This is a genomic window from Actinoplanes italicus, assembly GCF_003001815.1.
Taxonomy (GTDB): domain Bacteria; phylum Actinomycetota; class Actinomycetes; order Mycobacteriales; family Micromonosporaceae; genus Actinoplanes; species Actinoplanes italicus.
In genome coordinates, this window is the sequence record NZ_PVMZ01000010.1 from 288300 (window position 1) to 310491 (window position 22192).

Annotated in this window: 21 protein-coding genes; 6 read left to right on the forward strand and 15 right to left on the reverse strand. The window is 70.6% G+C overall.

Annotated features, from left to right (window positions below; all coding sequences use genetic code 11):
• Positions 1–39 precede the first annotated feature (39 nt).
• From CLV67_RS25175 to kduI, 9 genes are all read right to left on the reverse strand, one after another.
• On the reverse strand, positions 40–1137 hold the full coding sequence (locus CLV67_RS25175; RefSeq protein WP_239166302.1) for a sugar kinase: 1098 nt from the start codon (positions 1135–1137) through the stop codon (positions 40–42).
• Positions 1134–1769 carry a bifunctional 4-hydroxy-2-oxoglutarate aldolase/2-dehydro-3-deoxy-phosphogluconate aldolase gene (gene eda, locus CLV67_RS25180; protein ID WP_106322491.1) on the reverse strand — a complete coding sequence of 212 codons (636 nt, stop codon included), beginning with the start codon at positions 1767–1769 and terminating at the stop codon, positions 1134–1136. The genes CLV67_RS25175 and eda overlap by 4 nt, the downstream gene beginning before the upstream one ends.
• Positions 1766–3262 (reverse strand): aldehyde dehydrogenase family protein, encoded by a 1497-nt coding sequence (locus tag CLV67_RS25185; RefSeq protein WP_106322493.1) that lies wholly within the window; start codon positions 3260–3262, stop codon positions 1766–1768. Before CLV67_RS25185 ends, eda begins: the two co-directional genes overlap by 4 nt.
• 24 nt (positions 3263–3286) lie before the next feature.
• Positions 3287–4282, reverse strand: coding sequence for an ABC transporter permease (locus CLV67_RS25190; protein WP_106322495.1), 996 nt, complete (start codon positions 4280–4282; stop codon positions 3287–3289).
• The gene (locus CLV67_RS25195; protein WP_106322497.1) at positions 4279–5796 is read right to left on the reverse strand and encodes a sugar ABC transporter ATP-binding protein; all 1518 of its coding nucleotides are present in this window, start codon (positions 5794–5796) and stop codon (positions 4279–4281) included. The genes CLV67_RS25190 and CLV67_RS25195 overlap by 4 nt, the downstream gene beginning before the upstream one ends.
• On the reverse strand, positions 5793–6788 hold the full coding sequence (locus tag CLV67_RS25200) for an ABC transporter permease (RefSeq protein ID WP_106322499.1): 996 nt from the start codon (positions 6786–6788) through the stop codon (positions 5793–5795). The genes CLV67_RS25195 and CLV67_RS25200 overlap by 4 nt, the downstream gene beginning before the upstream one ends.
• A gap of 2 nt (positions 6789–6790) precedes the next feature.
• Positions 6791–7876 carry a sugar ABC transporter substrate-binding protein gene (locus tag CLV67_RS25205; protein ID WP_106322501.1) on the reverse strand — a complete coding sequence of 362 codons (1086 nt, stop codon included), beginning with the start codon at positions 7874–7876 and terminating at the stop codon, positions 6791–6793.
• An 82-nt stretch (positions 7877–7958) separates the two neighbouring features.
• Positions 7959–8738, reverse strand: a complete 780-nt coding sequence (kduD, locus tag CLV67_RS25210) for a 2-dehydro-3-deoxy-D-gluconate 5-dehydrogenase KduD (protein WP_106322503.1) — start codon at positions 8736–8738, stop codon at positions 7959–7961.
• Complete coding sequence (gene kduI, locus CLV67_RS25215; protein ID WP_106322505.1) at positions 8735–9550, reverse strand: 5-dehydro-4-deoxy-D-glucuronate isomerase; 816 nt, start codon at positions 9548–9550, stop codon at positions 8735–8737. The genes kduD and kduI overlap by 4 nt, the downstream gene beginning before the upstream one ends.
• A 161-nt stretch (positions 9551–9711) precedes the next feature.
• Here kduI and CLV67_RS25220 point away from each other — a divergent pair, with 161 nt between their 5' ends.
• Positions 9712–10515: an IclR family transcriptional regulator gene (locus tag CLV67_RS25220; RefSeq protein WP_203737085.1), complete on the forward strand. Its 804-nt coding sequence runs from the start codon at positions 9712–9714 to the stop codon at positions 10513–10515.
• A gap of 63 nt (positions 10516–10578) precedes the next feature.
• On the opposite strand, the gene CLV67_RS25225 is transcribed toward CLV67_RS25220, so the two are convergent.
• The gene (locus CLV67_RS25225; protein WP_106322507.1) at positions 10579–10803 is read right to left on the reverse strand and encodes a tautomerase family protein; all 225 of its coding nucleotides are present in this window, start codon (positions 10801–10803) and stop codon (positions 10579–10581) included.
• A 186-nt stretch (positions 10804–10989) separates the two neighbouring features.
• Here CLV67_RS25225 and CLV67_RS25230 point away from each other — a divergent pair, with 186 nt between their 5' ends.
• Together CLV67_RS25230 and CLV67_RS25235 are read left to right on the forward strand one after the other, a co-directional pair.
• Complete coding sequence (locus CLV67_RS25230; RefSeq protein WP_106322509.1) at positions 10990–11706, forward strand: YcnI family copper-binding membrane protein; 717 nt, start codon at positions 10990–10992, stop codon at positions 11704–11706.
• Positions 11703–13361: a copper resistance CopC/CopD family protein gene (locus tag CLV67_RS25235; protein WP_203737084.1), complete on the forward strand. Its 1659-nt coding sequence runs from the start codon at positions 11703–11705 to the stop codon at positions 13359–13361. Before CLV67_RS25230 ends, CLV67_RS25235 begins: the two co-directional genes overlap by 4 nt.
• Here CLV67_RS25235 and CLV67_RS25240 read toward each other — a convergent pair.
• A complete protein-coding gene (locus CLV67_RS25240) occupies positions 13348–14208 on the reverse strand; it encodes a pentapeptide repeat-containing protein (RefSeq protein ID WP_170153981.1) in 861 nt (286 codons plus the stop codon). The two genes, CLV67_RS25235 and CLV67_RS25240, sit on opposite strands and share 14 nt — an antisense overlap.
• Positions 14209–14331: 123 nt before the next feature.
• Here CLV67_RS25240 and CLV67_RS25245 point away from each other — a divergent pair, with 123 nt between their 5' ends.
• From CLV67_RS25245 to CLV67_RS25255, 3 genes are read left to right on the forward strand one after another with little or no spacing between them, the layout of a single operon-like run.
• Positions 14332–15522, forward strand: a complete 1191-nt coding sequence (locus CLV67_RS25245; RefSeq protein WP_106322512.1) for a helix-turn-helix domain-containing protein — start codon at positions 14332–14334, stop codon at positions 15520–15522.
• A 44-nt stretch (positions 15523–15566) separates the two neighbouring features.
• Positions 15567–15980 (forward strand): ATP-binding protein, encoded by a 414-nt coding sequence (locus CLV67_RS25250; protein ID WP_146169285.1) that lies wholly within the window; start codon positions 15567–15569, stop codon positions 15978–15980.
• A 10-nt stretch (positions 15981–15990) separates the two neighbouring features.
• A complete protein-coding gene (locus CLV67_RS25255) occupies positions 15991–16959 on the forward strand; it encodes an aldo/keto reductase (protein WP_106322516.1) in 969 nt (322 codons plus the stop codon).
• Here the strand turns inward: CLV67_RS25255 and CLV67_RS51190 are convergent.
• From CLV67_RS51190 to CLV67_RS25275, 4 genes are all read right to left on the reverse strand, one after another.
• Positions 16922–17974 carry a BUD32 family EKC/KEOPS complex subunit gene (locus tag CLV67_RS51190; RefSeq protein WP_203737082.1) on the reverse strand — a complete coding sequence of 351 codons (1053 nt, stop codon included), beginning with the start codon at positions 17972–17974 and terminating at the stop codon, positions 16922–16924. The two genes, CLV67_RS25255 and CLV67_RS51190, sit on opposite strands and share 38 nt — an antisense overlap.
• A 595-nt stretch (positions 17975–18569) precedes the next feature.
• Entirely contained in the window at positions 18570–19091 is a 522-nt protein-coding gene (locus tag CLV67_RS25265; RefSeq protein WP_106322708.1) for a transglycosylase SLT domain-containing protein, read from the reverse strand.
• Positions 19092–19213: 122 nt separating this feature from the next.
• Positions 19214–21652 carry a M14 family zinc carboxypeptidase gene (locus CLV67_RS25270; RefSeq protein ID WP_106322518.1) on the reverse strand — a complete coding sequence of 813 codons (2439 nt, stop codon included), beginning with the start codon at positions 21650–21652 and terminating at the stop codon, positions 19214–19216.
• Positions 21653–21741: 89 nt separating this feature from the next.
• Positions 21742–22131 (reverse strand): ankyrin repeat domain-containing protein, encoded by a 390-nt coding sequence (locus CLV67_RS25275; RefSeq protein WP_106322520.1) that lies wholly within the window; start codon positions 22129–22131, stop codon positions 21742–21744.
• Positions 22132–22192: the final 61 nt, after the last annotated feature.

Here is a 22192-nt window from a genome sequence, read left to right on the forward strand (position 1 = left end):
CCCCGACGGATTCCCGTGGGGCCTGCCTCATCGGAAGAACTATCGGCGTACGCGAGCGCTGCCGCCGCCGGCGAGCGCCAGCACCTCCTCACGGGTCGCCATCGAGGTGTCCCCGGGCGTCGTCATCGCGAGCGCGCCGTGCGCCGCACCGAGCTCCAGGCACGCCCGCAGCGGTTCACCCTCGAGCAGGCCGTAGACCAGCCCGGAGGCGAAACCGTCGCCACCACCGACCCGATCGAAGATGCCGAGGTGGTCGCGCGGGACCGAGGCCAGCACGCCGGTCTCCGGCGACCAGGCGATCGCCTGCCAGTCGTTGTCGGCGGCGGTGTGGACCGTCCGCAGCGTCGTCGCCACGACCGACAGCCACGGCATCCTCTCCGCCACCGTGCCGACCATCGCCGCGAAACTGTCGATCGGCAGCGCCCGCAGTTCCTCGTCGACGTGCTCGACGTCGAACCCGAGACAGGCCGTGAAGTCCTCCTCGTTGCCGATCATCACGTCGACGTGACGGGACAGCCTGGTGTTGACCTCGCGCGCCACCTCCTTGCCCCCGATGCCGGCCCACAGGCTGGGCCGGTAGTTGAGGTCGAAGGAGACCACCGTGCCGTGCCGCCGCGCGGCGGCCATCGCCTCCTCGGCCACGGCGGCCGCGTTCTCCGACAGCGCGGCGAAGATCCCGCCGGTGTGCAGCCAGCGAACACCCCGGCGCCCGAACAGGTCGTCCCAGTCGAACGTGCCCGGCTTCAGGTTCGCGATCGCCGTGTGGGCGCGATCGGACACCCCGACGGCGCCGCGTACGCCGAAGCCGCGTTCGGTGAAGTTGAGACCGTTGCGGCCGGTGCGGCCGATCCCGTCGTACTTCTCCCAGCGGATCAGCGACGTGTCGACCCCGCCCTGCATCACCAGGTTCTCGACCAGGCGTCCGATCTCGTTGTCCGCGAGCGCGGTCACCACCGCGGCCCGGAGCCCGAACACCTTGCGCATGGCGCGGGCGACGTTGTACTCGCCGCCGCCCTCCCACACCTCGAACCGGCGTGCGGTACGGACCCGGCCCTCGCCGGGGTCGAGCCGCAGCATCACCTCGCCGAGCGCGACGATGTCGAACTCGCACTCCGCGGCCGGACGTGTCTCGATCACGGTGCTGTCCCTTGCATGTCGAGGCCCACGGTCGCGGCACACCTCGCGGTGACCTCGTCCCACCGGCCGGCGGCCAGCAGATCGGGCGCGACCATCCAGCTCCCGCCGACCGCGGCGACCGCCGGGTGCGCGAGGTACGCCGGTGCGCTCCTCTCCGTGATCCCCCCGGTCGGCACGAAGCGGACCTGCGGGAACGCCGCCGCCAGCGCCTTGACGGTGGGTAACCCGCCACTGGCCTCGGCCGGGAAGAACTTGACGGTGTCCAGGCCGAGGTCCAGCGCCGCGATGATCTCGGTGGCGGTGCTGACCCCGGGGATCACCGGCAGGCCGAGCTTCTGACATCGGCGTACGACGTCCGCGCTCAGGCCGGGCGAGACCACGAAGCGCGCGCCCGACTCGTACGCCTGGTTGACCTGCTGGGCCGTGATTACCGTGCCGGCCCCGACGACCAGGTCACCGCGCTGCGCGAGACGGCGGAGGACGGCCGCCGCCTCGGGCGTGCGGAACGTGGCCTCCGCGATTGGCAGGCCGCCGGCGACCAGGGCGGCACCCAGGTCGCCGGCGCGTTCCGGATCGTTCAGGACGACGACCGGCACCACCCGGTGGCCGCCCAGCACATCGGCGAGGCTCATCGCAGCTCGGCGATGACGGTCTTGAGCTCGGTGTAGTCGTCCAGACCGAACGACCCGAGCTCACGGCCCCAGCCCGACTGCTTGAACCCGCCACGCGGCAGCGTGACGTCGTCGGCGTGCCAGGTGTTGAGCCACACCGTGCCGGCCCGCAGGCGGGCGCCGACGCGGTGCGCCGTGCCGATGTTGTTCGACCAGACGCCGGCGGCCAGGCCGTACACCGTGTTGTTGGCGGCCGCGACGACCTCGTCCTCGGTGTCGAACGGGATCGCGGTGACGACCGGGCCGAAGATCTCGTCGGTCTGCACGGCCATCTGCTCGGTGACACCGGTGATCAGGGTCGGCTGCACGAAGAAGCCGCGATCGCCGACCCGGTCGGCGCTGCCCGCGTTCAGGACGGCCCCGTCGTCGACGGCCCCGCGGATGTAACCGAGCACCTTCTCGTGCTGCTCCTGGGAGACCAGCGGGCCCATCTGAGAGGCCGGGTCGAAGCCGTCGCCCACCCGGATCGCGGCCGCGGCCGCCGCCACACCCTCGACGACCTGGTCGAAGACACCACGCTGTACGTAGAGGCGCGAGCCGTTGACGCAGCACTGCCCCTCGTTGAAGTAGCCACCCAGCACCGCGCCGGCGATGGCGGCCTCGATGTCGGCGTCGTTGAAGATGATGTTCGGGGCCTTGCCGCCGAGCTCCAGGGAGACCTTCTTGAGGTTGCCGGAGGCCGCCGCGGCGATCTTCTTGCCGACCTCGGTGCTGCCGGTGAAGGCGACCTTGTCGACGCCGTGGTGGTCGACGAGCGCGGCACCGGTGTCACCGAAGCCGGGCAGGATGTTCACGACACCGGCGGGCAGACCGGCCTCCAGCAGCAGCTGACCGAGGCGCAGAGCGGTCAGCGGGGTCTGCTCGGCGGGCTTGAGGATGACGGTGTTGCCGGCGGTGATCGCCGGAATGATCTTGAAGCAGGCCATCAGCAGCGGGAAGTTCCACGGGACGATGCCCGCGACGACACCGACCGGCTCCCGCCGGGTGTACGCGTGGAAGTCGCGCCCCGGTACGGACATCGGGATGGTCGTGCCCTCCATCTTGGTGGCCCAGCCCGCGAAGTAGCGGAACAGCTCGGCCGAGACCGCGATGTCGCCGTCCCGGGCCGCCTCGACGCGCTTGCCGTTGTCGAGCGCCTCCAGCTGGGCGAACTCGTCGGCGTGGGCCTCGATCAGGTCACCGATGCGCCACAGTAGATGGGAGCGCTCGCGCGGCGTGAACTTCGACCACGGCGAACCGTGCTCGAACGCCGTGCGGGCCGCCGTGACCGCGCGGTCCACGTCGACCTGGGACGCGTGCGCGACCTGGACCAGTTCCTGCTCGGTCGACGGGTTGACGGTGGCGAACGTCCGGCCGTCCTTGGCGTCCACCCAGTCGCCGTCGATGAGCAGCTGCTTCGGCGACGACAGGAAGTCGCGGACGGCGGGCAGCAGGGGGGTGTTCTCGTTGGGCATGATTGCCTTCCGTGTTTCGGACAGTTACTTGATGATCGAGACCTTGGACCCGTCGAGGGTCAGTGCGACGGCGACGACGATGATCGCGCCGTAAAGGATCTGCTCGTAGGCGGACGGCACACCGACGATCGGCAGACCGACCCGCAGCAGCGTCACGACGAGAGCGCCGGCGAGACTGCGCCACACGCTGCCGTGACCACCGGTGATCGCGGTGCCGCCGACGACGATCGCCGCGACCGCCGGCAGGAGCAGGTTGTCGGCCATGGTCGGGCCCCCGCTGAACTGACGTGAGACCAGCATGACGGCGGCGAACCCGGCGCAGGCGCCGGACACGCAGAACGCACCGATCTTGACCAGATCGACGGGCGTGCCGGCGAGACGCGCGGCCGACTCGGAGTAGCCGGTGGCCGAGACCCAGCTCTGCAGCGGGGTCACCTTGAGCACCAGTGCGATCAGGGCGACGACGAGCAGCGCCATCGCGGCCGACATCGGCACGTAGCCGCCGAGGTAGAGGTCGAGCCAGGCGACGGGCGTGTCGTCGACGACCCGTACCGTTCCGGCGCCGGAGACGACCAGCGCGACCGCGGAGAGGACGCTCATCCCGCCCAGGGTGACGATGAACGACGGGATCCGCAGCAGCACGTGCGCGACGCCCTGCACCGCGCCGATGGTGGCCGCGGCCAGGATGACGACCGGTGTGGCCAGACCACCGAGATCCGGCAGCCACAGGGCCAGCAGGACCGTCGACAGCGAGGCCAGCGCCGCGATCGAGAGGTCGATGCCGCCGCACAGGACGACGAGCGTCGCCCCCGCGGCGAGCACGATCAGCGGCGCCGCGGTCCGTGACGCCGCGGTCAGGCTCCGCTGGGTCAGGAAGTCCGGGTCGGCGACGGTGAGGGCGGCGACCAGCACGACCAGGGCGATGAGCGGCATGAACCCGGTGAGCCGCGCGGCCGGCCGGGCGGTGCTCTTGGCGGTGGCCGGTTCGGCGGCCGGCTTCATGGCGACGGGAGTGCTCACACCATTTCCTTCACGAGGTCCAGAGGGCTCGGCTTGCCGCCGTTGGGGCAGGCGACCTCGGTCGCGACCCGGCCGTCGGTCATGACCAGGATCCGGTCGGCCATGCCGATGGCCTCCTCGAGGCTGTCGGCCAGCAGCACGGTGGCGACGCCGGTAGCGGCGAGCTCGCGCATCAGCCGGTACACCTCCGATCGGGCGCCGATGTCGAGGCCGCGGGTGGGGTGGTCCAGCAGCAGCAGCCGGATGTCGCCGCCGACCAGCCAGCGGGCGAGGACCACCTTCTGCTGGTTGCCGCCGGAGAGCCGGCCGATGGCGGTGTCACGCCCCGGCGTACGGATGGAAAGCCGTTCGATCCATCTGTCGACCAGGCCGGCCTGTTTCCCGGGCGCCACGAAGGGTCCTGTGCACCGGGCCTTCTGCTTCGTGAGGGTCATGTTGTCGGCCACCGACATCGGACCGACCATCCCCTCGGTCTTGCGTTCGGCCGGGACATACCCGATGCCGGCGGCGCATGCCGCGCGGGTGCTGGTCAGGTCGATCCGCTTGCCGTCCATCCGGACCTCGCCGGCGGTGGTCGGCTCGGCGCCGAACAGGGCGCGGCAGACGTCCTCGCGTCCGGACCCGTGGACGCCGACGATGCCGACGATCTCACCGGCCGCGACGTCCAGGTCGATGTCCTTGAACGTCGCGCCCGACAGGCCGCGGACCGACAGGCGGGGCTGCTCGGAGGAGACGGCCACGGCGGCGTTCTCGTGATAGTGGTCGTCGGAGCCGGTGGACCCGATCATCATCCGGTGCAGCTCGCGCGGGACGGCACCCTCGGTGGTGACCTCGCCGACCGACTGGCCGCCGCGCAGCACGGCGACCCGGTCGCACACGTCGAGCACCTCGTCGAGGCGGTGCGAGACGAAGATGACCGACGCGAACTCGCGCAGCCGCCGGATCTGCGCGAACAGGGTCTCGATCTCCTTGGACTCCAGGACCGAGGTCGGCTCGTCGAGGATGACGACCGGCGGGTGCTGGCTGCGTTGTTCGATGCGCAGCACCTTCGCGATCTCGACCATCTGCCGGTCGGCGAAGGACAACGAGTCGGTACGCGCCAGCGGGTCGATGTGGGAACCGATCTTGTCGAGCTGCTCCTGGGCCAGGCGGCGCATCGTGTCCCAGCGGTAGAGGCCACGGCGGACCGCGGCGCCCTCACTGCCGAGGACGATGTTCTCCGCGGCGGTCAGGTTGGGCACCAGGGACTGCTCCTGGAAGACCATGCCGATGCCGTGACCGGCGGCCTCGACGACACTGCGCAGCCTGACCGGCTCGCCGCGTACATAGATCTCACCGGCGTCCGGGGTGACCAGTCCGACCAGTGCTTTGAGCAGCGTGGACTTTCCCGCGCCGTTCTCACCGGCCAGACCGAGCACCTCATGCTGGCGAACCACCAGGTCGACGCCGTCGAGCGCCTTGACGCCCGGATAGTGCTTGACGAGGCCGCGGACCTCCAACGCCGGCACACTCATTTGACCACCTGGTTTCTGCGACGCTGTGGGATGACCGCGGCGGCGACCGCGGCCACGACGATGAGGCCCTCGACGCCGCCCTGCCAGTAGGGACTGACGCCGACCTGCACCAGGCCGTTCGTCAGCACCATGACGAGCACGACACCGACGGCGGAGTGCAGGATCCCGCCGCGGCCTCCGGTGAGCAGGGTTCCGCCGACGACCGCGGCGGTGATGGCCGAGAAGTCGTACCCGTCACCGGCCTGGACGAGGCCCGCGCCGAGCTGGCTGGTGACCATCACCCCGCCCAGCCCGTAGAAGGCGCCGGCGAGGGTGAAGACCGCGACCTTGTACGGCTTCACCTTGACACCCGAGAGCGTGAGCACCTCCTCGGCGCCACCGATCGCGAAGGCGTACCGGCCCAGCCGGGTATAACGCTGGATCAGCCAGCCCACCACGATGCACGCGACGGCGATCCAGGTGAGATAGGAGAAGCCCAGGAAGCGCTCGACGGCCCAGCTCTCGAGCATGGCGTCGGTGATGTTGGGCTGGACACCGGCGAACATCAGCGTCGCTACGCCGAGCCCGACGGCCGACACCCCCAGCGTGGCCATGAACGACGGCACCTTCAGCAGCACCAGGGCGAGCCCGCTCAGGCAGCCGAACGCACAGCCGAGCAATACAGCGACCAGAATGCCGAGGAGCCCGAAGTCGTTGTCGTTGCGGTTGTTGGCCACCAGCAGCGAGACGGTCAGGGCGGACGCGCCCATCACACCGGCCGCCGACAGATCGATCGACCCCATCATCAGTACGAATGTGATTCCGCAGGTGACGACGGCCAGCACCGCCGCCGCGTCCACGATGTTCTGGACGTTCTCGACACTGCGGAACTGCGGGCTCAGGGCCGCGAAGACGGCGAAGATGACGACCAGCGCGACCGGGGGCCCCGCATCCCGGAACGACGCGCCTCGCCGAGAGCTACGGCGAGGCGCTGCGACGACCTCGTTGGTCATGGTCACGTCAGGGGCCCGGCCACGCGGTTGAAGACGTTGGCGCACTCGAAGTCGGACGGGTTGGTCTTCGGCGCCGCGAACTCGGCGGCATTGGACTTGGTGATGAGGAACTGCTTGGCGAAGAAGGCACGGTTGTCCGCGGCGATGTCCTCGACCTTCAGCTTGCCGGTGGCGACGCAGTAGCCGATCGCCAGGCCGATGCCGCCCTGCCAGGTGCCGTCGCTGGAGACGGTGGCGGTCATGGTGCCACCCTGGACGGCGCTGACCGCGTCCGGCACGGCGTCGATGCCGACGACCGCGACCTTGCCGGCCTTGCCCGCCTGCTGCAGTGCCTCCAAGGCGCCGAGCGCCATGTCGTCGTTGGCCGCCCAGATCCCCTTGACGTTGTCGCCGTGCTTGGTCAGCAGCGTCTTGGTGACGGTGAGCGCCTCGGCCCGCGAGAAGTTGGCGGTCTGCTGGTCGAGCAGCTTGACGCCGGTGTTCTTCTTCAGCGACGCCTCGAGGCCGGCGAACCGGTCCTTGGCGGCGGCGGTGTCCAGCACACCCTGCAGCGCGATGATGCCGCCGTTGCCGCCGATCGCCTCGGAGAGCGCGTCACCGATCTGCTGGCCCGACTCGATGCCGTTGTAGGTGATGTGGCTGAGCCAGGTCTTGTGGTCGGCCGGCTTGAGGTCGGCCGGCTTGTTCCACTGGGTGACGAGGTAGGCCCCGGCCTGGTCGGCGCCCTTGACGATCGGCGGAGTGTCCGCGTCGCCGTTCGGGAGCACGTTCATCACCAGGCACTTGGTGTTGCCGGCGAGGATCTGGCTGATCTGTTCCTGCTGCTTGGTGGAGTCACCGTCGTAGGTGAGGCGTTCCTGTTTGAGGCCGACCGACTGGGCGAAGGCGTCGCCGCCGGCGAGCCAGGAGGCTTCGTACGGGTTGGACTCGTTGCGGACCTGGCCGACCAGCCGCACGTCCTTCGACTCGCAGCTGCTCGATCCGGCGGCGGTGTCCTCTCCGCCGGCCTGCTCGGTGCAGCCGGCGAGGACGGCGGCGGCAAGGGACAGGCTCATTATCGCGGCGGCTGGGCGAGAGGTGAATTTCATTGTCGATCCTCTATCTCTATGGTGCCGGAGACTCCGGCGGGAACGGGAGGAACGGAGTGCTCGGTACGGTGGACGGCCCGGGTCAGCGGGCCATCCAGCCTCCGTCGACGACCAGGACGTGGCCGTTGACGTAGTCGGCGGCGGGAGAGCTGAGGAAGACGGCGGGTCCGGCGATGTCGGAGGCGTTTCCCCAGCGGCCGGCGGGAATGCGTTCGAGGATGGAGCGGGAGCGGTCCGGGTCGGCGCGCAGGGCGGTCGTGTTGTCGGTGACCATGTATCCGGGGGCGATGGCGTTGACCTGGACGCCCAGCGGCCCCCACTCGTTGGCCAGTGCCTTGGTGATCCCGGTGACGGCGTGTTTGCTGGCGGCGTAGGAGGCGACGCGGATGCCGCCCTGGAAGGAGAGCAGGCTCGCGACGTTGACGATCTTGCCGTAGCCGCGCTCGGTCATCGGTCGTCCGAACGCCTGACAGAGCAGGAACACGCCGTTGAGGTTGATGTCCACCACGTGGTTCCACGACTTCCGGCTGACCTGCACCGAGTCCTGGCGGTCGATGATCCCGGCGTTGTTGACCAGGATGTCCACCTGCCGGCTGCCGGCGACCTCGGCGGCGACCCGCTCGACGGCGTCGTGGTCACTGATGTCGAGGTCGACCACCCGCACGTCGCGGCCGAGCTCGGCCACCTGGTCGCGGGTGGAGGTCTGGGCGCCCGGCCGTCCGAGAAGGATCAGGTCGGCCCCCGCCCGGGCGAGCCCCAGGGCGATGGCCTGCCCCAGACCACGTCCGGCGCCGGTCACCACCGCGCGGCGGCCGTGCAGGTCGAAGGGCGAGGGGGTCTCGGCCGTGGCCGGGCTGGTCACAGTTCCTCCAGAGCCACCGGGGTCAGGTCGGTGTACTCGTTGTTCTCGCCGCCCATCGCCCAGATGAAGGCGTACGAGCCGGTGCCGACGCCCGAGTGGATCGACCACGGCGGGGAGATGACGGCCTCGTGGTTGCGGATCACGAGGTGGCGGGCGGCGGCGGGCCGGCCCATGAAGTGGAAGACCCGCTCCTTCTCGTCGAGGTCGACGTACATGTAGACCTCGGTGCGCCGGTCGTGCAGGTGCGGCGGGCATGTGTTCCAGACCGAGCCGTCGGCGATGACCGTGACGCCGAACTGGAGGACCGCCGTCTGCAGTTCCTGGCCCCAGGCGTAGCGGTACAGGCTGCGCTCGTTGGCGCTCTCCGGCGCGCCCAGCTTGACCGGCTCGACCGCCGCGTGGCTCAGCAGGGTGGTCGGGTAGGTCGCGTGGGCCGGCGCCGAGACGAAGTAGAACGCCGCGTCGGCACCGGTGAAGACGACGTTGCTGCCGCGTCCGACGAACAGCCCGTCGAGGTGGCGCAGCTCGAACTTCTCGTCGTCGACGATCACGTGACCGGACTGCCCGACGTTGACGATGCCGAGCTCGCGCCGGGCCAGATGGGACGTGGCGCCGAGGACCTCCCAGGCCGGCAGCTCGAGCTGATCGGTGCCGGGGACCGCTCCGCCGACGACCAGCCGGTCGTCGTGGGTGTACACCCCGCGCACCTCGCCGGCACGGAACAGGTCCTCGACGAGAAAGTTCTTCCGCAGGTCCGCGTTCGTCGCCGTCTCAACGTCGTGGGGCGATGCGGAGTACCTAACCTCGATCAAAACTGCTCCTCGTTTGTGAACCGCGTTCAGCTACGTGAACTGGAAGGGAACATACCTATGAGCGCGATCACAGGTCAAGGGGCTGAATTTTGTCTCCCTATGTGAACCGTGAGGTAGGGTTGTGCGACCCCGAAACGATTCATGAGCGACGAGGAGGACCGGTGGACCCCAAGGTGGACCCGGAGAAGACGGTCGGCGGCGGTGCGGCCACCTCGCAGGTCAAGTCCGCTGCGCGCGTCCTCGACGTCCTGGACGACATCGCCGCCAACGGCCCGGGCACCCAGCTGCAACTGGCCAAGCGCCTCGGTATTCCGAAGAGCAGTCTGCACGCCCTCCTGCGCACGATGTGCTCCCGCGGATGGCTGGACACCGACGAGACCGGCAGTGTCTACCGGCTCGGCGTCCACACACTGACGGTCAGTTCCGCCTATCTCGACGGCGACCCGGTGCTGTCGCGCGCCGGCGCGGTGATGGACGAGATCGCGTCGGCGACCGAGGAGACGGTGCATCTGGGCCGCCTGGACGGTGCGGAGATCATCTATACCGCCAAGCGCGAGTCCAAGCACCCGCTGCGGATGTACTCGGCCGTCGGCCGGCGTCTTCCCGCCTACACCACGGCGCTCGGCCGGGCGATGCTCGCCGAGATGCCCGAGGAGGCCCGCGGACCGCTCGTCCCTCACGAGATCAAGGCGCTGACCTCGCAGACGACCACCGACCGGGACGCCCTGCTCGCGATCATCGACAAGGCCGCCCAGTTCGGCTACGCCGAGGAGAGTGAGGAGTCCTGCCTGGGGGTGCGCTGCTTCGGGGTCGCGCTGCCCTTCTCACGCCGATCGGTCGACGCGATCAGTGTGGCGGTGCCGATCAGCCGCCTCGCCAACGGCCGGGAGGACTTCATCATCGAGACCCTGCTGAGCATCAAGGCGCGCCTGTCGGCCACCCGCGACAACCGGCTGGTGCGCTGAAAGCGACGAAAAGGTGCCGGGGCGTCTCCAGCCCCGGCACCTCTCGTGTCCGTCCCGGTGGGCTCAGCGTTTCTCGAGCGCGGCGATGACGCCGGCGCGGGAGGCGTCCTCACTGGCCAGCACACCTCCGTTGGCGACGTCGTCCGCGGTGATCTCGGTGAACACGATGCGGACGTCCTGCCGGCGAGCGCCCAGGATCTCGACGGCGTTGTCGGTCACGGCCCGCGCGAAGTCCTTGCGTTGCTCGATCGACCGGCCCGCGAGCAGCTCGACGGTGATGTTAGGCATGAAGCTGTCCCCTCAGTTGCTCACCATATGGATCCCAGTTCACTAATGTGAACGGAGGCTACCGTTTTACCAGGGAAGCCGCAATGCACGCGATCTGAGTTCACATACTTGACATGAGTTCGGCATGTTGGTCTGATCGACCCGATCAACGCCCCCGTCCCGAGGTGTGAGTGAGGATGCGACGACATGCGCCGCGATGACAGAGGACTCACCCGCATCCGGGCCCTGAGGATCGGTGCCGTGGCGGCGGCCGTCGGCGCCGCAGGTCTCGCCTCCCCGGCGTACGCCCATGTCACCGTCACTCCCTCGACGACCACGGCGGGGGCTCACGCGATCCTCGCGTTCAGCGTCGCGCACGGCTGCGCGAAGTCACCCACCACCGCGATCACCATCCAGATCCCGGCGCGGATCACCTCGGTCACCCCCACACGCACCGCGTTGTGGGAGGTCACGATGAAGACGGAGAAGGTCGACCCGCCCGCCGTGGACGCGCACGGCAACAGAATCGTCGAGCGCGTCGGCTCGGTCACCTTCAGCACCGGGACTCCGCTCCCGGACGGCTACCGCGAGGTCTTCGAGCTCGCGGTCCAGCTGCCCGAGGACACCGGCGGCAAGCTCGTGTTCCCGACCATCCAGACCTGCGTGACGGGCGAATCGGCCTGGACGGAGGTCCCGCAGGACGGTCAGGACGTCCCGGAACTGGAGTCGCCCGCACCGGGCTTCGTCCTCTCCGCCCCGGACGCGGGCACGAACCACCACGCGGTCGCCGGCAACGCGCGCCTCGCCGCGCCCGTACCCGCGTCGGAGACCGTAGACGGCATCACGCTGGCGGCCCTGGTGACCGGCCTTGTCGGCTCGGTCCTCGGTGGCGTGGCGCTGTTCAGGCAGCGCCGCCGGACATGATCGGCCATCGACCCCTGCGGGCGACCGCGTCCCTGTTCCTGGCACTGGTGTTGCTGCTGCTGGGAACCTCCCGGCCCGCGCACGCGCACGCCAACCTGGTCCGCACCGACCCGGCCGAGGGCGCGGTCCTGCAGAGTGCTCCCAGCCGGATCCTGTTCACGTTCGACGAGCCGGTGCGTGCCGTCCCCGACGGCGTCCAGATCTTCGACCCGCAGGGTGACCCGGTCGCGGCCGGGACGACCGCCACCGGGTCCGAACTCGCCGTCGCTCTCACCGAGCGGCCGCTCGAGGGCACGATCGTGATCACCTGGCGGGTCGTCTCCGAGGACGGCCACCCGATCAGCGGAGCCCTCACCTTCTCCGTCGGCGCTCCCAGCACCCCCGGCATCGCCACCCCGCCGAGCTTCTCGAACACCGTCCCGGAGGTTCCCTGGGTGCTGACCCTGGCCCGTTGGCTGGGCTACGCCGGTCTGCTCCTGGCGGCCGGGCTCGTCGTGTTCACCGCCGTGTTCCTGCCGGCCGGCCCCGGCACCGGCCGCGCGCGCCACCGGGCGGCCACACTCACCCGGGCCGCGGTGGCTCTCGCGGCCGTCGCCTGGACGGCCGCGCTGCCGATCACCGCGGTCTACCTGCTCGGCGGCGGACCGGAACTGCTGGGCGAGGGCTCGACCTGGTCATCCCTGCCGCCCGCCGAGTACGCCGTGGTCGCCGTCGTCGTCGCCGGCCTCGCGGCGGCCGCCGGGCTCGGGACCTCGCCGGGATCGCGGCGGCGACGCGTCGCGGCGGTGGCGGCCGCGACGGCCGCGGTCATCGCGCCCGCCCTGACCGGGCACACCCGCGCGGCCGGCCCGGAAGCCCTCGTCGTCGGCGCGGACGCGCTGCACCTGCTCGCCGGCAGCGTCTGGCTCGGCGGACTCGCCGGCCTGGCGCTGACACTGCCGGCCCTCTCCGGTCACGGCGCCGCCGCGGCCAGGACGCTGACCAGGTTCTCCGCGACCGCCGCCGCTGTCCTCGTGGCCCTGATCGCCACCGGCTCGCTGCTCGCCTGGCGGATCCTCGGCTCCTGGAGTGCGCTCGCCGGCACCGGGTACGGCCGGTTGCTGCTCGCCAAGATCGCCCTGGTGCTGGCCGCACTCGCCATCGCGGCCTGGAACAGATGGTCACTGCTTCCGCGGGTCGCGGCCACGAAGAGTGCCGACCGGCGGACCTCGGCCCGACCGGTGGTACGCGCCACCGCGATCGAGGGGTCGATCCTCGTCGCCGCGCTGCTCATCACCGGTTTCCTCGTCGACACGAGCCCTGAGGCCGCACCCGCGCGACCGGCGGCCGTGACCAGTCCCGGCACCCGCACGACGACGCTGGGTGACATCGCGGTGGAGGCCACCCTCACCCCGCTGTCCCGCGGCCCGAACACCATCACCCTCAAGCTGAGGTCCGCGAGCGGTGAACCCGCCGAGGGCGTCGCACCGCCCGTCGTCCGGCTGTCCTCGGAGCGGGCACCGCTCGGCGCCGTCCCGCTGACGCAGGTCTCCGCGGGGTTCTACACCGCGCAGGTGACGATCCCCGCCCCGGGGACGTGGCGGATGCAGGTCTCCCTGCGGGTCACCCAGTTCACCAACCCCGTCGGTGAACTGGAGTTCGTCATCGCCGGCTGACCTGTCCGTGTGCGACGAGCAGGTGGAAGAGCCGCTCACCGACGTCGTGCGGGATCCACGGGCCGAGACTGTCCGGGGACACCTGGGCGTAGCCGTCGTTGAACTCGACCGCCTTCTCGGCCCGGTATCGCAGCCACCACACCACGCCGGACCAGATGTGGTCGGCCGGTGGGTCCGGGTAGGCGGCCAGAACCGCCTCCACGCGCTCGTCGAACCGGTCCAGCAGCGCGTGGCCGGGCGGGCCGGGGAAGATCTGCGCCCGCAGGTCGATGTGCCGGAAGACATTGTCGACCAGCTCGGCGCCGGTGAAGTCGTTGCCGGTGAACGCGTTGCGGTCACGGCCCAGCGCCGTCGAGTGCCCGGTCACGGTGCCGTCGAAGATGCAGTTCTTGATCCGGCCGCGGAACGTGCAGTCGACGAACTGCGCCGGTTGGCCGGAGAACCGCCACCCGAGCTGGCCGGCGTGGTCGAGCACGCAGCGCTCGAACCGCGCGTTGCCGAAGAAGGCCCGGGCGGGGATCTTCGTACGGGCGAACGCGCAGTCCCGGTAGACGGTCTCTGGCCAGCGCTGCTCGTCCCAGCGGGTGCCGTCGTAGCCGGTGGCGCCGAACTGCACCTTGCTGAACGAGGTCCGGGAGAAGTCGCAGCCCTCGAAGACCGAGTCGTGTGCCAGGAAGCCGCCGAACCGGATCCTGGAGAAGTCGACACCGGACAGCCGGGCGCCGACCAGGCTGATGTCGAGATTGTCGTCGGGGATCGTGAACCGGCCGCCGGTCTGCTCGCCCCGGACCAGCCAGTAGCGGCGTACACCCATCAGCGCCGGCTCGAACTGCAGTGTCTGGCTCACGCTCGTCACCCCGTACCGCATTCTGTCGCTCTTGATCGGAATTGGCGAGGGATCGACGGACTCGTTGTCCGTTCCGCTGTGGCCGGGACGCTGTTCCACTGATCGTGAAGATCGGGGACGTCGATGAACAGTGACCATGTGGGTGCCCGGCTGCGTCGCTGGCGGCTGCGCCGGGGGCTCTCCCAGCGGGTGCTGGCCGGTCTGGCCGGGTTCAGCCAGGGTTACATCGCGCAGATCGAGAACGGGTCGGCGCCGCTGGACCGGCTGGCGGCCCGTGAGGCGCTGGCGAGCGCGCTGCAGATCTCGGTGCGTGAGCTGACCGGGCGGCCCGACGAGGAGCCGTCGCGGGCACTGGTCAGTGCCGCGGCGATGACGGAGCTGCGGTCCGGGATCATCGCGCTGGCGGTGCCCGCGGTCAACGGCGGTGAAGGGATCGACCCGCCGGACGCCGGTGTGGACACCGCGGTGCTGGACGGTTATTTCGTCGGATGCCGGTACGACCTGCTCGTACCGGCGCTCGCCCGGACCCTGACCGCGCTGGCGTCGCCACCGCGCGACCTGGACGACACGGCCGGGCGGCGGCATCAGCGACGGGTCGTGGAGGTCTGCTCGACCACGGTGGCGACCTGCGTACAGCTCGGGCATCCGGATCTGACGCTCGTGATGGCCGGGGAGGCGATGCGGACCGCTGAGGAGCTGGGCGAGCCGGCGCACCTCGGGCTGGCCAACTACGCCAGGATCCGGGCGGTGTACGCCACCACGGGCGCGGCCCGGGTCGCCGGTGAGGGGATCGATCGCCTGTCGCCGTACGTCGGTAAGGACGCCGCGGCCGCCAGCACGTACGGCATGCATCACCTGATCAGCGCCGAGATGGCGGCGCAGGCCGGGCGGGCGTCTGTGGCGTCGGCGCACCTGGCCGAGGCCGAGGCGGTGGCCGCCCACACCGGGGAACGGCCGGACGACTGGTTCAGTTTCGGGCCGACGAACGTGGTGATGTGGCGTCTCGCGATCCTGGTGGCGCTGGGGGAGGGGCGTGCCGCGCGGGCCCTGACGGCCGGGTTCCGCCCGGAGGCCCTGCCGTCGCCGCAGCGCCAGGCCACCTACTTCATCGATCTCGCCCGTGCCCTGCTGCAGGGCCGGGGGACCGAGGACTCGGCCGCCGCCGCGCTGTACCGGGCCGAGACGATCGCTCCGCAGCAGGTGTCGGCCTCGCCGGGCGCCAGGGAGGCGCTGCGGGCGCTGCTGTCGCGGCCGCGGTTCGGGCGCGACAGCCGGATGCGCGGGCTGGCCGGCCGGTGCGGAATCCGTGATTAGTCGCGGTAATCGTCCGTGCCGCCGGACCGCTTACCGTCATGACCATGACGCAGTTGCGGGAGCAGCCGTACCTGATGGTGCTGGCGCCTGAGCCGGAGGCCACGAGCCTGGCCGGCACGCTGGTCGCCGACGCGTGCCTGGCCTGGCGGCTCGTGGAGCTGCTGCACCCGGCCCGCAGGGTGATGGCCGAGCTGGTGCTGAACGCGGTCGAGCACGCCCGTACCGGCCTCGTGGTGACGGTTACCCGCTGTGACGGGGGACTGCGGCTGGCCGTCGCCGACGGTGATCCACGCCTGCCGCGCCTGCGGGCGCCGGGTCCGGTGGACGGCGGGGCGCCGTTCGACGTGCGGGGCCACGGCCTGCAGGCGGTGCAGGCGGTCGCGGCGGCGTGGGGCGCCGAACCGACCGAGTCCGGAAAGGTGGTCTGGGCCGAGCTGTTAATCCTACCTAGCGTGTAGGGTATGCGGCATGAGCCCGACCTACGACGACATCCCGTTCCGCCGCGCCGGGAAGTCCGGCCTCGACCTGCCCGCGTTCTCCTTCGGGTTGTGGCAGAAGTTCGGCACCGACCACCCGTTCCAGACGCAGCGCGAGATCGTGCTGCACGCGTTCGATCTGGGCATCGTCCACTTCGACAACGCCGACCGGTACGGACCGCCGCACCGGGCCGCGCAGCAGTTCTTCGGCCGGGTGCTGCAGCGCGACCTGGCACCTCATCGCGACGAGCTGATCCTGTCGACGAAGGCCGGTAATCCGATCGGCCGTAGCCCGTACCAGCGTGGGGGTTCGCGGAAGTCGCTGCTCGCCTCGCTCGACCACAGCCTGCGCGACCTCGGCACCGACTACGTCGACATCTTCTACCACCACCGGCAGGACGACGGCACCCCGCTGGAGGAGACGGTCGGTGCCCTGGTCAGTGCGGTCCAGCAGGGCAAGGCGCTGTACGTCGGCGTCTCCAACTACGAGACGGCCCGCGCGCACCGGGCCGCCGAGCTGCTGCACGCGGCCGGGGTGCCGCTGCTCGTCCACCAGCCCCGCTACTCGATCTTCGACCGGACTCCGGAGCTGACCGGGCTGCTCGGCCAGGCCGAATCGGACGGGTTCGGGCTGGTCGTCTACTCGCCACTGGCTCAGGGGCTGCTGACCGACAAGTACCTGGACGGCATCCCGGCCGGCGCCCGCGCCCTCGACAGCGCCTTCCTCAAGCCGGACGCCATCACCGACGACTACCGGCAGCGGGCGGCCGCCCTCGACAAGATCGCCTCGGAACGCGGTCAGTCCCTGGCCCAGCTGGCGCTGCAGTGGGTCCTGCGGCGGCCCGAGGTGACCTCGGCGCTGATCGGGGCCAGCTCGACGGCGCAGCTCGACCACAACGTCCGGGCGCTCGACTTCCCCGAGCTCACCCCTGAGGAGCTGGCGCTGATCGACGGGATCTGACCGTCAGGGCCTTGGCCAGGTCGTCAGCAGGGAAGGGTGACCGCTTGTCGGCCCAGAGCTCCTCGAAGAAGTCACCCATGACCATCGCCACCGGCGTGTGTTCGGCGACGATCTCCGCCGCCGGGCCACGCAGGCCCGCGCCCGGCTCCGCCGCGTGCCCCCGCAGATGACCGTGCACCTCGTTCCACGGCAGGCCGAGCCCGTTGCTCACTATCCATCGGACCAGGTGGGCGGTGGTGTGGCCCCGGTCGTAGTCGTGGTGCCGGCGGAGGAAGCCGCGCTCGTCCTCGTCGAGGTCGAAGTCCGAGTGGAGGGCGAGGCCGAAGTCGGCGAAGTAGATCCGCCGCCCGTCGGTCAGCAGGTTACGGAAGTGCGCGTCGAAATGGGCGAGCCCCCGCGCGCCCATGAACTCGACGCCGTCGCGTACCCCCGCCCGCACGAACTCCAGCGCGCCGCCGGTGGCCGCGTGCTCGGTCAGCCACGCGTCGACGGTCTGCGGGAAGTGCTCCATGAACACGATGACGGCGGCCGACGCGTCGCCGATCGCCTCGAGCCGGGCCCGGACCGCGTCGTGGCCCTCCCAGTGGGTCACCCAGCGCTCCAGCTCGGCGGGGTCGGTCGGGGCCGGCCGGTACGGCACCACGCGCCAGTGGTACACCAGCGGAAACCCGTCGAACTCGCCGTCCAGCACCCACCGGGTGGTCATGTCGTGCACGGCGATCTCCCGCCACGCACCGAACCCGGCCGACCCGATGCCGTACTGATAGAACGTCGGCAGCCCGAACAGGTTCGCCGTCGACCCGGTGTGGTCGCGTTCGAGGTCGGTCAGCGGCACGAACTTGACGAACATCGGCACGCCGTCGACCGCGGCCGTCGCGACCGCCCCACCGAACCCGGGCGTGGGCGGCCCGTCGAGCAGCCCCGTCAGCGTGGCGTCGTCGACCGCCGCCAGCCTCTGCGAGATGGCCTGATGGCGGTTCCGGCGTACGGTCAGGTCTGATTCGTCCACGCTCACCCGACCACCTTGCCAGACGCGACGCGGTCAGGCCTTCGCCGCCGGGGCCCACGACCGGCAGCCTCCTCTTAGGCTGTCTGGCTGAGTCGTCGGCGGTGCTCGGCCCGCGGCCGGTGGCCGGCTCGGTGATACCGGCCTGGGCCACGGCTCGCGGCCCGATACCGCCACGGTCCGGTGCTGGACGATCAACTACGGCCGTTTTTCGGGTCGGGCTCCGCGATACGGCTGCCTCCCGCGCCGGGAAGGGTTCCCCGGCCACCGCCGGGCGGTCAAGAGGTGCCGGGAAGGGTTCGTCGGCCACGGCCGGGCGATCCAACAGCCACCCGAACCCGGCGCCGCGGCTGGCGGGCTGGACCCTGACTAGGAAGGGCTCTCGAGCCGCGGGGCACACACGCAGGCTTCGCGTGTGCTCCTGACGTCGTCGGTAGCGACGGTGAGGTCTCACGTTGCGGGTCCGTGGGCGCACACCGGCGCTATGGCGACGGCAGGGTCGCGCGCAGCCACTACGTGCGCCCCCACCGCCATGATCGCGACGCCTTGCGGGCGAAGTCCCTGGTCCGCACGTCGACCGGCCAGAACTTCTCGGCCCGCAGCTTCAGACGCAGGGTGCCGTGATGGTCAGGGCTTCGACCAGGCTGGTGGCGGCGGGAGTGTGCTTCTCGTACGCATCCGGGAAGGCCGAGATCTGCACCGCCTGCGCTGCCTCGGTCAGCCGCATCCCCTGCCAGCCGTCGATCTTGAGCAGTTTGTCGTAGAACTTCCGGGTCTGGTACGCCGGGTCGGACAGCTGCCTGGGGGTGCCCCAGCCCTGGCTGGGCCGCTGCTGGAACAGGCCGATCGAGTCACGGTCGCCGCCGCGCAGGTTACGCAGGCTGGACTCCTGCAGGGCGGTCGCGACCGCGATCACCACACCCTCGCTGGGGATCTTCCGCTCGGCGCCGATGGTGACGATGAGCCGCGCGTTGCTGACCTGCTCGTCACTCCAGCCCTTCAGCACCGGCGAGGAGACGGCCGGGGCGGGTGCCGTCGTGCATTCACCACCGGCGTCGGCGCGGACCAGTGGGCTGATCAGGAAAGCGAAGAGTACGGCGATAGCAGTCACGAACAGCGCGCGCACGACGAGCGGTACACCTTTCACCAGCCGGGGGAGACTGGCGAAGGGTACAGGCTTGTCGATCAAAGTCGATAGTGGATCTGTGTACAGGGGCGCCCGCCGCGGGTGCGACGGGCGCCCTCGCGTCACCGCTGGGAGGCCCAGAGCAGCGCCCGGCCCAGCTGGGACTGCAGGCCCTTGGCGTGCAGCCGCCAGATCGGGTCGGTGCCGATCAGCACGACGCCGTTGCCGGCCGCCGTGGTGCCGCTGACGATCGCGGCCTGCCCGGCCGCCTCGGACTGGCCGCCGGGTCCGGTGGCGGGAGCCCACCAGCCCGACAGCAGCGGATCGGCGGCGTACGCCTGCTCGATGTTCACCCCGGCGCCGAGCCCGGTGTACCAGACGGGCTGGGCGACGAACGAGTGCGGCAGCGCGCCGGAGGTGACCGCACCGCCGCTGTTGACCACGTTCACCACGCCGCTGGCCAGGCCCGGCCCGGCGTGCGCGGTGACGCTGAGCAGCCCGGCCGCGTTGCTGAACGCCGGCCCGGCCGTCTCCAGGCCGACCACACCGCCGCCGCGCGCGAGGAACGCGTCGAGGGCGGCCCGGTTCTCCGCGGTCAGCGTGGCCGGGTTGAGAGTGCTCGCCACGAGCAGCACGTCCACGTCGTCGGTGAGGGTGGTGGCCAGCGTCGCCGGGGTCACCTGCCGGGCCGCGAAGCCGGTGGCGGCCAGGGTGTCACGCGCCTCCACCGTGCCGGCGAACGCGACGACGACCGGGTCGAGCAGCGTTCCCGACCAGTGGCGCGGCGCCCGCTCGAAGGTCACCCGGAACTCGCGGACCGAGGCCGCGACCAGACTCTGGTGCTTCGGAGACCAGGGGACGACGATCGAGCCGTCGGCCAGCCGGTACACCTGCGCGCCCTGGGCGAGCAGGGCGTTGACGGCACGCAGGTCGGTGGCGTCCTGCGGGTCGAGCCGGTAGCCGGCCCGGCCGTCCGGGTGACCGCCGCGGGCCACACCGTCGTGGACACGCTCCAGCGGCACCCTCGGCAGCTCGTTCCACAGGGTGTCGACGGTGGCGCCCCAGGTCAGGCCCTGACTCCAGGCGGCCGGCCCGGCATACAGGTCCGAGACCCTCTCGGTGATGTCGGCGCCCGGCTCCAGCAGGGAGTTGACGATCCCGCGTTTCGGCTGATGAAGATCAATGACATAGGACCCGCCGGGGTACGACCTACCGGCGGCCCGGAACGAGCGCTCCGCCCGCCAGACCCGGCCACCACTGCCGATCAGCAGGTCGACAAGGCGTGCCGCGGCGGCCTCCGAATGCTGACGGTCACCGGCCGGGATGACGTACGAGCGCGGGAACTCGGTGCGGTAGTCGTCCTCCGGGCCCCAGCCGGGCACGTAGCCGTCCGGCAGGTCGCGCAGCGGCTCACCGGCCCAGCCGCGCCGATACACCTCGGCCTGATCGAAGATCACCCGCGTACGGTGGTCCTGGATGTACTGCAGCGACTTCTTGATCGCCACCTCGTGGACGTCGGTGTTGATGCCCGAGCGGCGGCGCTTCTCCTCCGGTGTGAGGTTGCCGCGCGGGTTGAGCGGGGCCTCGATGGTGTACGGGATGCTGCTCTGCAGCAGCGAGAACGACGGCACGTAGATCGGCGGGAAGTCGTCCCACACACCCGGCTCGTCGTCACGGAACGGGATTCGCGCGCTCTGCGTCTCGGCGTACCCCAGGTCCTTGAGTCCCTGTTCGATGCCGAGAGCGTTCGGCAGCGCGTGCTTGATGAAAAGGTCGTACTCGTTGTTGACATTGTGCGGCGGGGTGCTCGGGTGCAGCAGCGTCGGGCTCACGTACCCGTGCAGGTCGAGCGTGATGATCGGCTTGACCCCGACCGCGAGTTCCCGGATCAGGTTGGTCTCCGGCTGCGACACGATCGTCAGGTCGCGGTTCAGGTCGTAGCCGTTGGCGTTCGCCCTGGTCCCGGCGACCCGGCCGTCGGGGTTCGAGGTGACGTTGAAGACCAGCCGGTTGCGGCGCAGCAGCGTCTCGACCGCCGGGTCGGTGCTGGTCGAGTACTCCTCGATGACCCGCAGGGCCGCGTCGGTGCCCTCCCACTCGTTGCCGTGGATGTTCGCGTTGACGAACAGTGGGGTCTTGTAGGAGCTCAGCAGCTTCCGGTCGGCGCGTGCCCGTACCGGGTCATCCTCGATCTGCCGTTTCCACCGCTCCTGCCGTTGCGCCTCGGCGCGGGACTCGGGCGCCGTCACGGTGACCACGTACAGGTCGTAGCCACCGGAGGATCGGCCCGCGACCCGGGCCGACACCCGGTCGCTCGACGCCTGCAGCGCGTTCAGCTTCGGCGCGATGTCGTCGTAGGGGATGACACCGATCGGCAGCGACGCGTCGGCCGGGTTGTCCGGCCAGACCGGCAGCGTGTTGCGCTGCGGGTAACCGTCGATGTCGGTGATGCGCGGCGCTTGTGGCGGGATCGCGGGCAGGGCGTCGGCCCGGGCGGGCAGGGCCCACCCGGTGACGACGAGGGAGGCTGCCGCGGTGGAGGCGGCGAGTCTTCGCAACATGCCCGCGATCGTTGATCCGTCCAACAAGGACTGTCAATGTTCAAGCACACATAGCCTATTGATTGAATAGGATATAGGATCCGGGCGCCTCAGGACCGGAAGAGGAGGTGGCCACCCGCCTCGGCCCACTCCAGGGCCGTCCGGCCGTGACCGCCGTCCTCGCGCAACCGCGGATCGGCACCGGCGGCCAGGAGTTCGCGCACCGAGTCCTGGTGGCCCCAGCAGGCGGCGGCACACAGTGGCAGTCCCTCGTCGCCGTGTCCGCTCTCCCGATTGGGGTCGGCACCGGCCGCCAGCAGCACGCGCACGTTCGCCGGCCGGTTCTGCACGCTGGCCCGATACAGCGGCGTGGTCCCGTCCCGGCCGGGCAGATCCGGGTCGGCCCCGGCCCGCAGCAGCTCGCCGATCCGCTGCGGTGTGCCGGAACCGGCCGCACTCACCAGCCGGCTCTGCAGCTTCTTACGCCGGCGCCGCTTCATCGGAGCATCTCCACACGACTGATTCTTCCTGTCGTTCTGCGTGGGCTTCCAGGAAGGTCGC

Bases quoted from the DNA above. Each gene is read 5' to 3' on its own strand.
- eda (WP_106322491.1), bottom strand. From the start codon at position 1,769: ATGAGCCTCGCCGATGTGCTGGGCGGCCACCGGGTGGTGCCGGTCGTC.
- CLV67_RS25185 (WP_106322493.1), bottom strand. From the start codon at position 3,262: ATGCCCAACGAGAACACCCCCCTGCTGCCCGCCGTCCGCGACTTCCTG.
- CLV67_RS25195 (WP_106322497.1), bottom strand. From the start codon at position 5,796: ATGAGTGTGCCGGCGTTGGAGGTCCGCGGCCTCGTCAAGCACTATCCG.
- CLV67_RS25200 (WP_106322499.1), bottom strand. From the start codon at position 6,788: ATGACCAACGAGGTCGTCGCAGCGCCTCGCCGTAGCTCTCGGCGAGGC.
- CLV67_RS25205 (WP_106322501.1), bottom strand. From the start codon at position 7,876: ATGAAATTCACCTCTCGCCCAGCCGCCGCGATAATGAGCCTGTCCCTT.
- CLV67_RS25225 (WP_106322507.1), bottom strand. From the start codon at position 10,803: ATGCCTAACATCACCGTCGAGCTGCTCGCGGGCCGGTCGATCGAGCAA.
- CLV67_RS25230 (WP_106322509.1), top strand. From the start codon at position 10,990: ATGCGCCGCGATGACAGAGGACTCACCCGCATCCGGGCCCTGAGGATC.
- CLV67_RS25235 (WP_203737084.1), top strand. From the start codon at position 11,703: ATGATCGGCCATCGACCCCTGCGGGCGACCGCGTCCCTGTTCCTGGCA.
- CLV67_RS25245 (WP_106322512.1), top strand. From the start codon at position 14,332: ATGAACAGTGACCATGTGGGTGCCCGGCTGCGTCGCTGGCGGCTGCGC.
- CLV67_RS25250 (WP_146169285.1), top strand. From the start codon at position 15,567: ATGACGCAGTTGCGGGAGCAGCCGTACCTGATGGTGCTGGCGCCTGAG.
- CLV67_RS25255 (WP_106322516.1), top strand. From the start codon at position 15,991: ATGAGCCCGACCTACGACGACATCCCGTTCCGCCGCGCCGGGAAGTCC.
- CLV67_RS25270 (WP_106322518.1), bottom strand. From the start codon at position 21,652: ATGTTGCGAAGACTCGCCGCCTCCACCGCGGCAGCCTCCCTCGTCGTC.
- CLV67_RS25275 (WP_106322520.1), bottom strand. From the start codon at position 22,131: ATGAAGCGGCGCCGGCGTAAGAAGCTGCAGAGCCGGCTGGTGAGTGCG.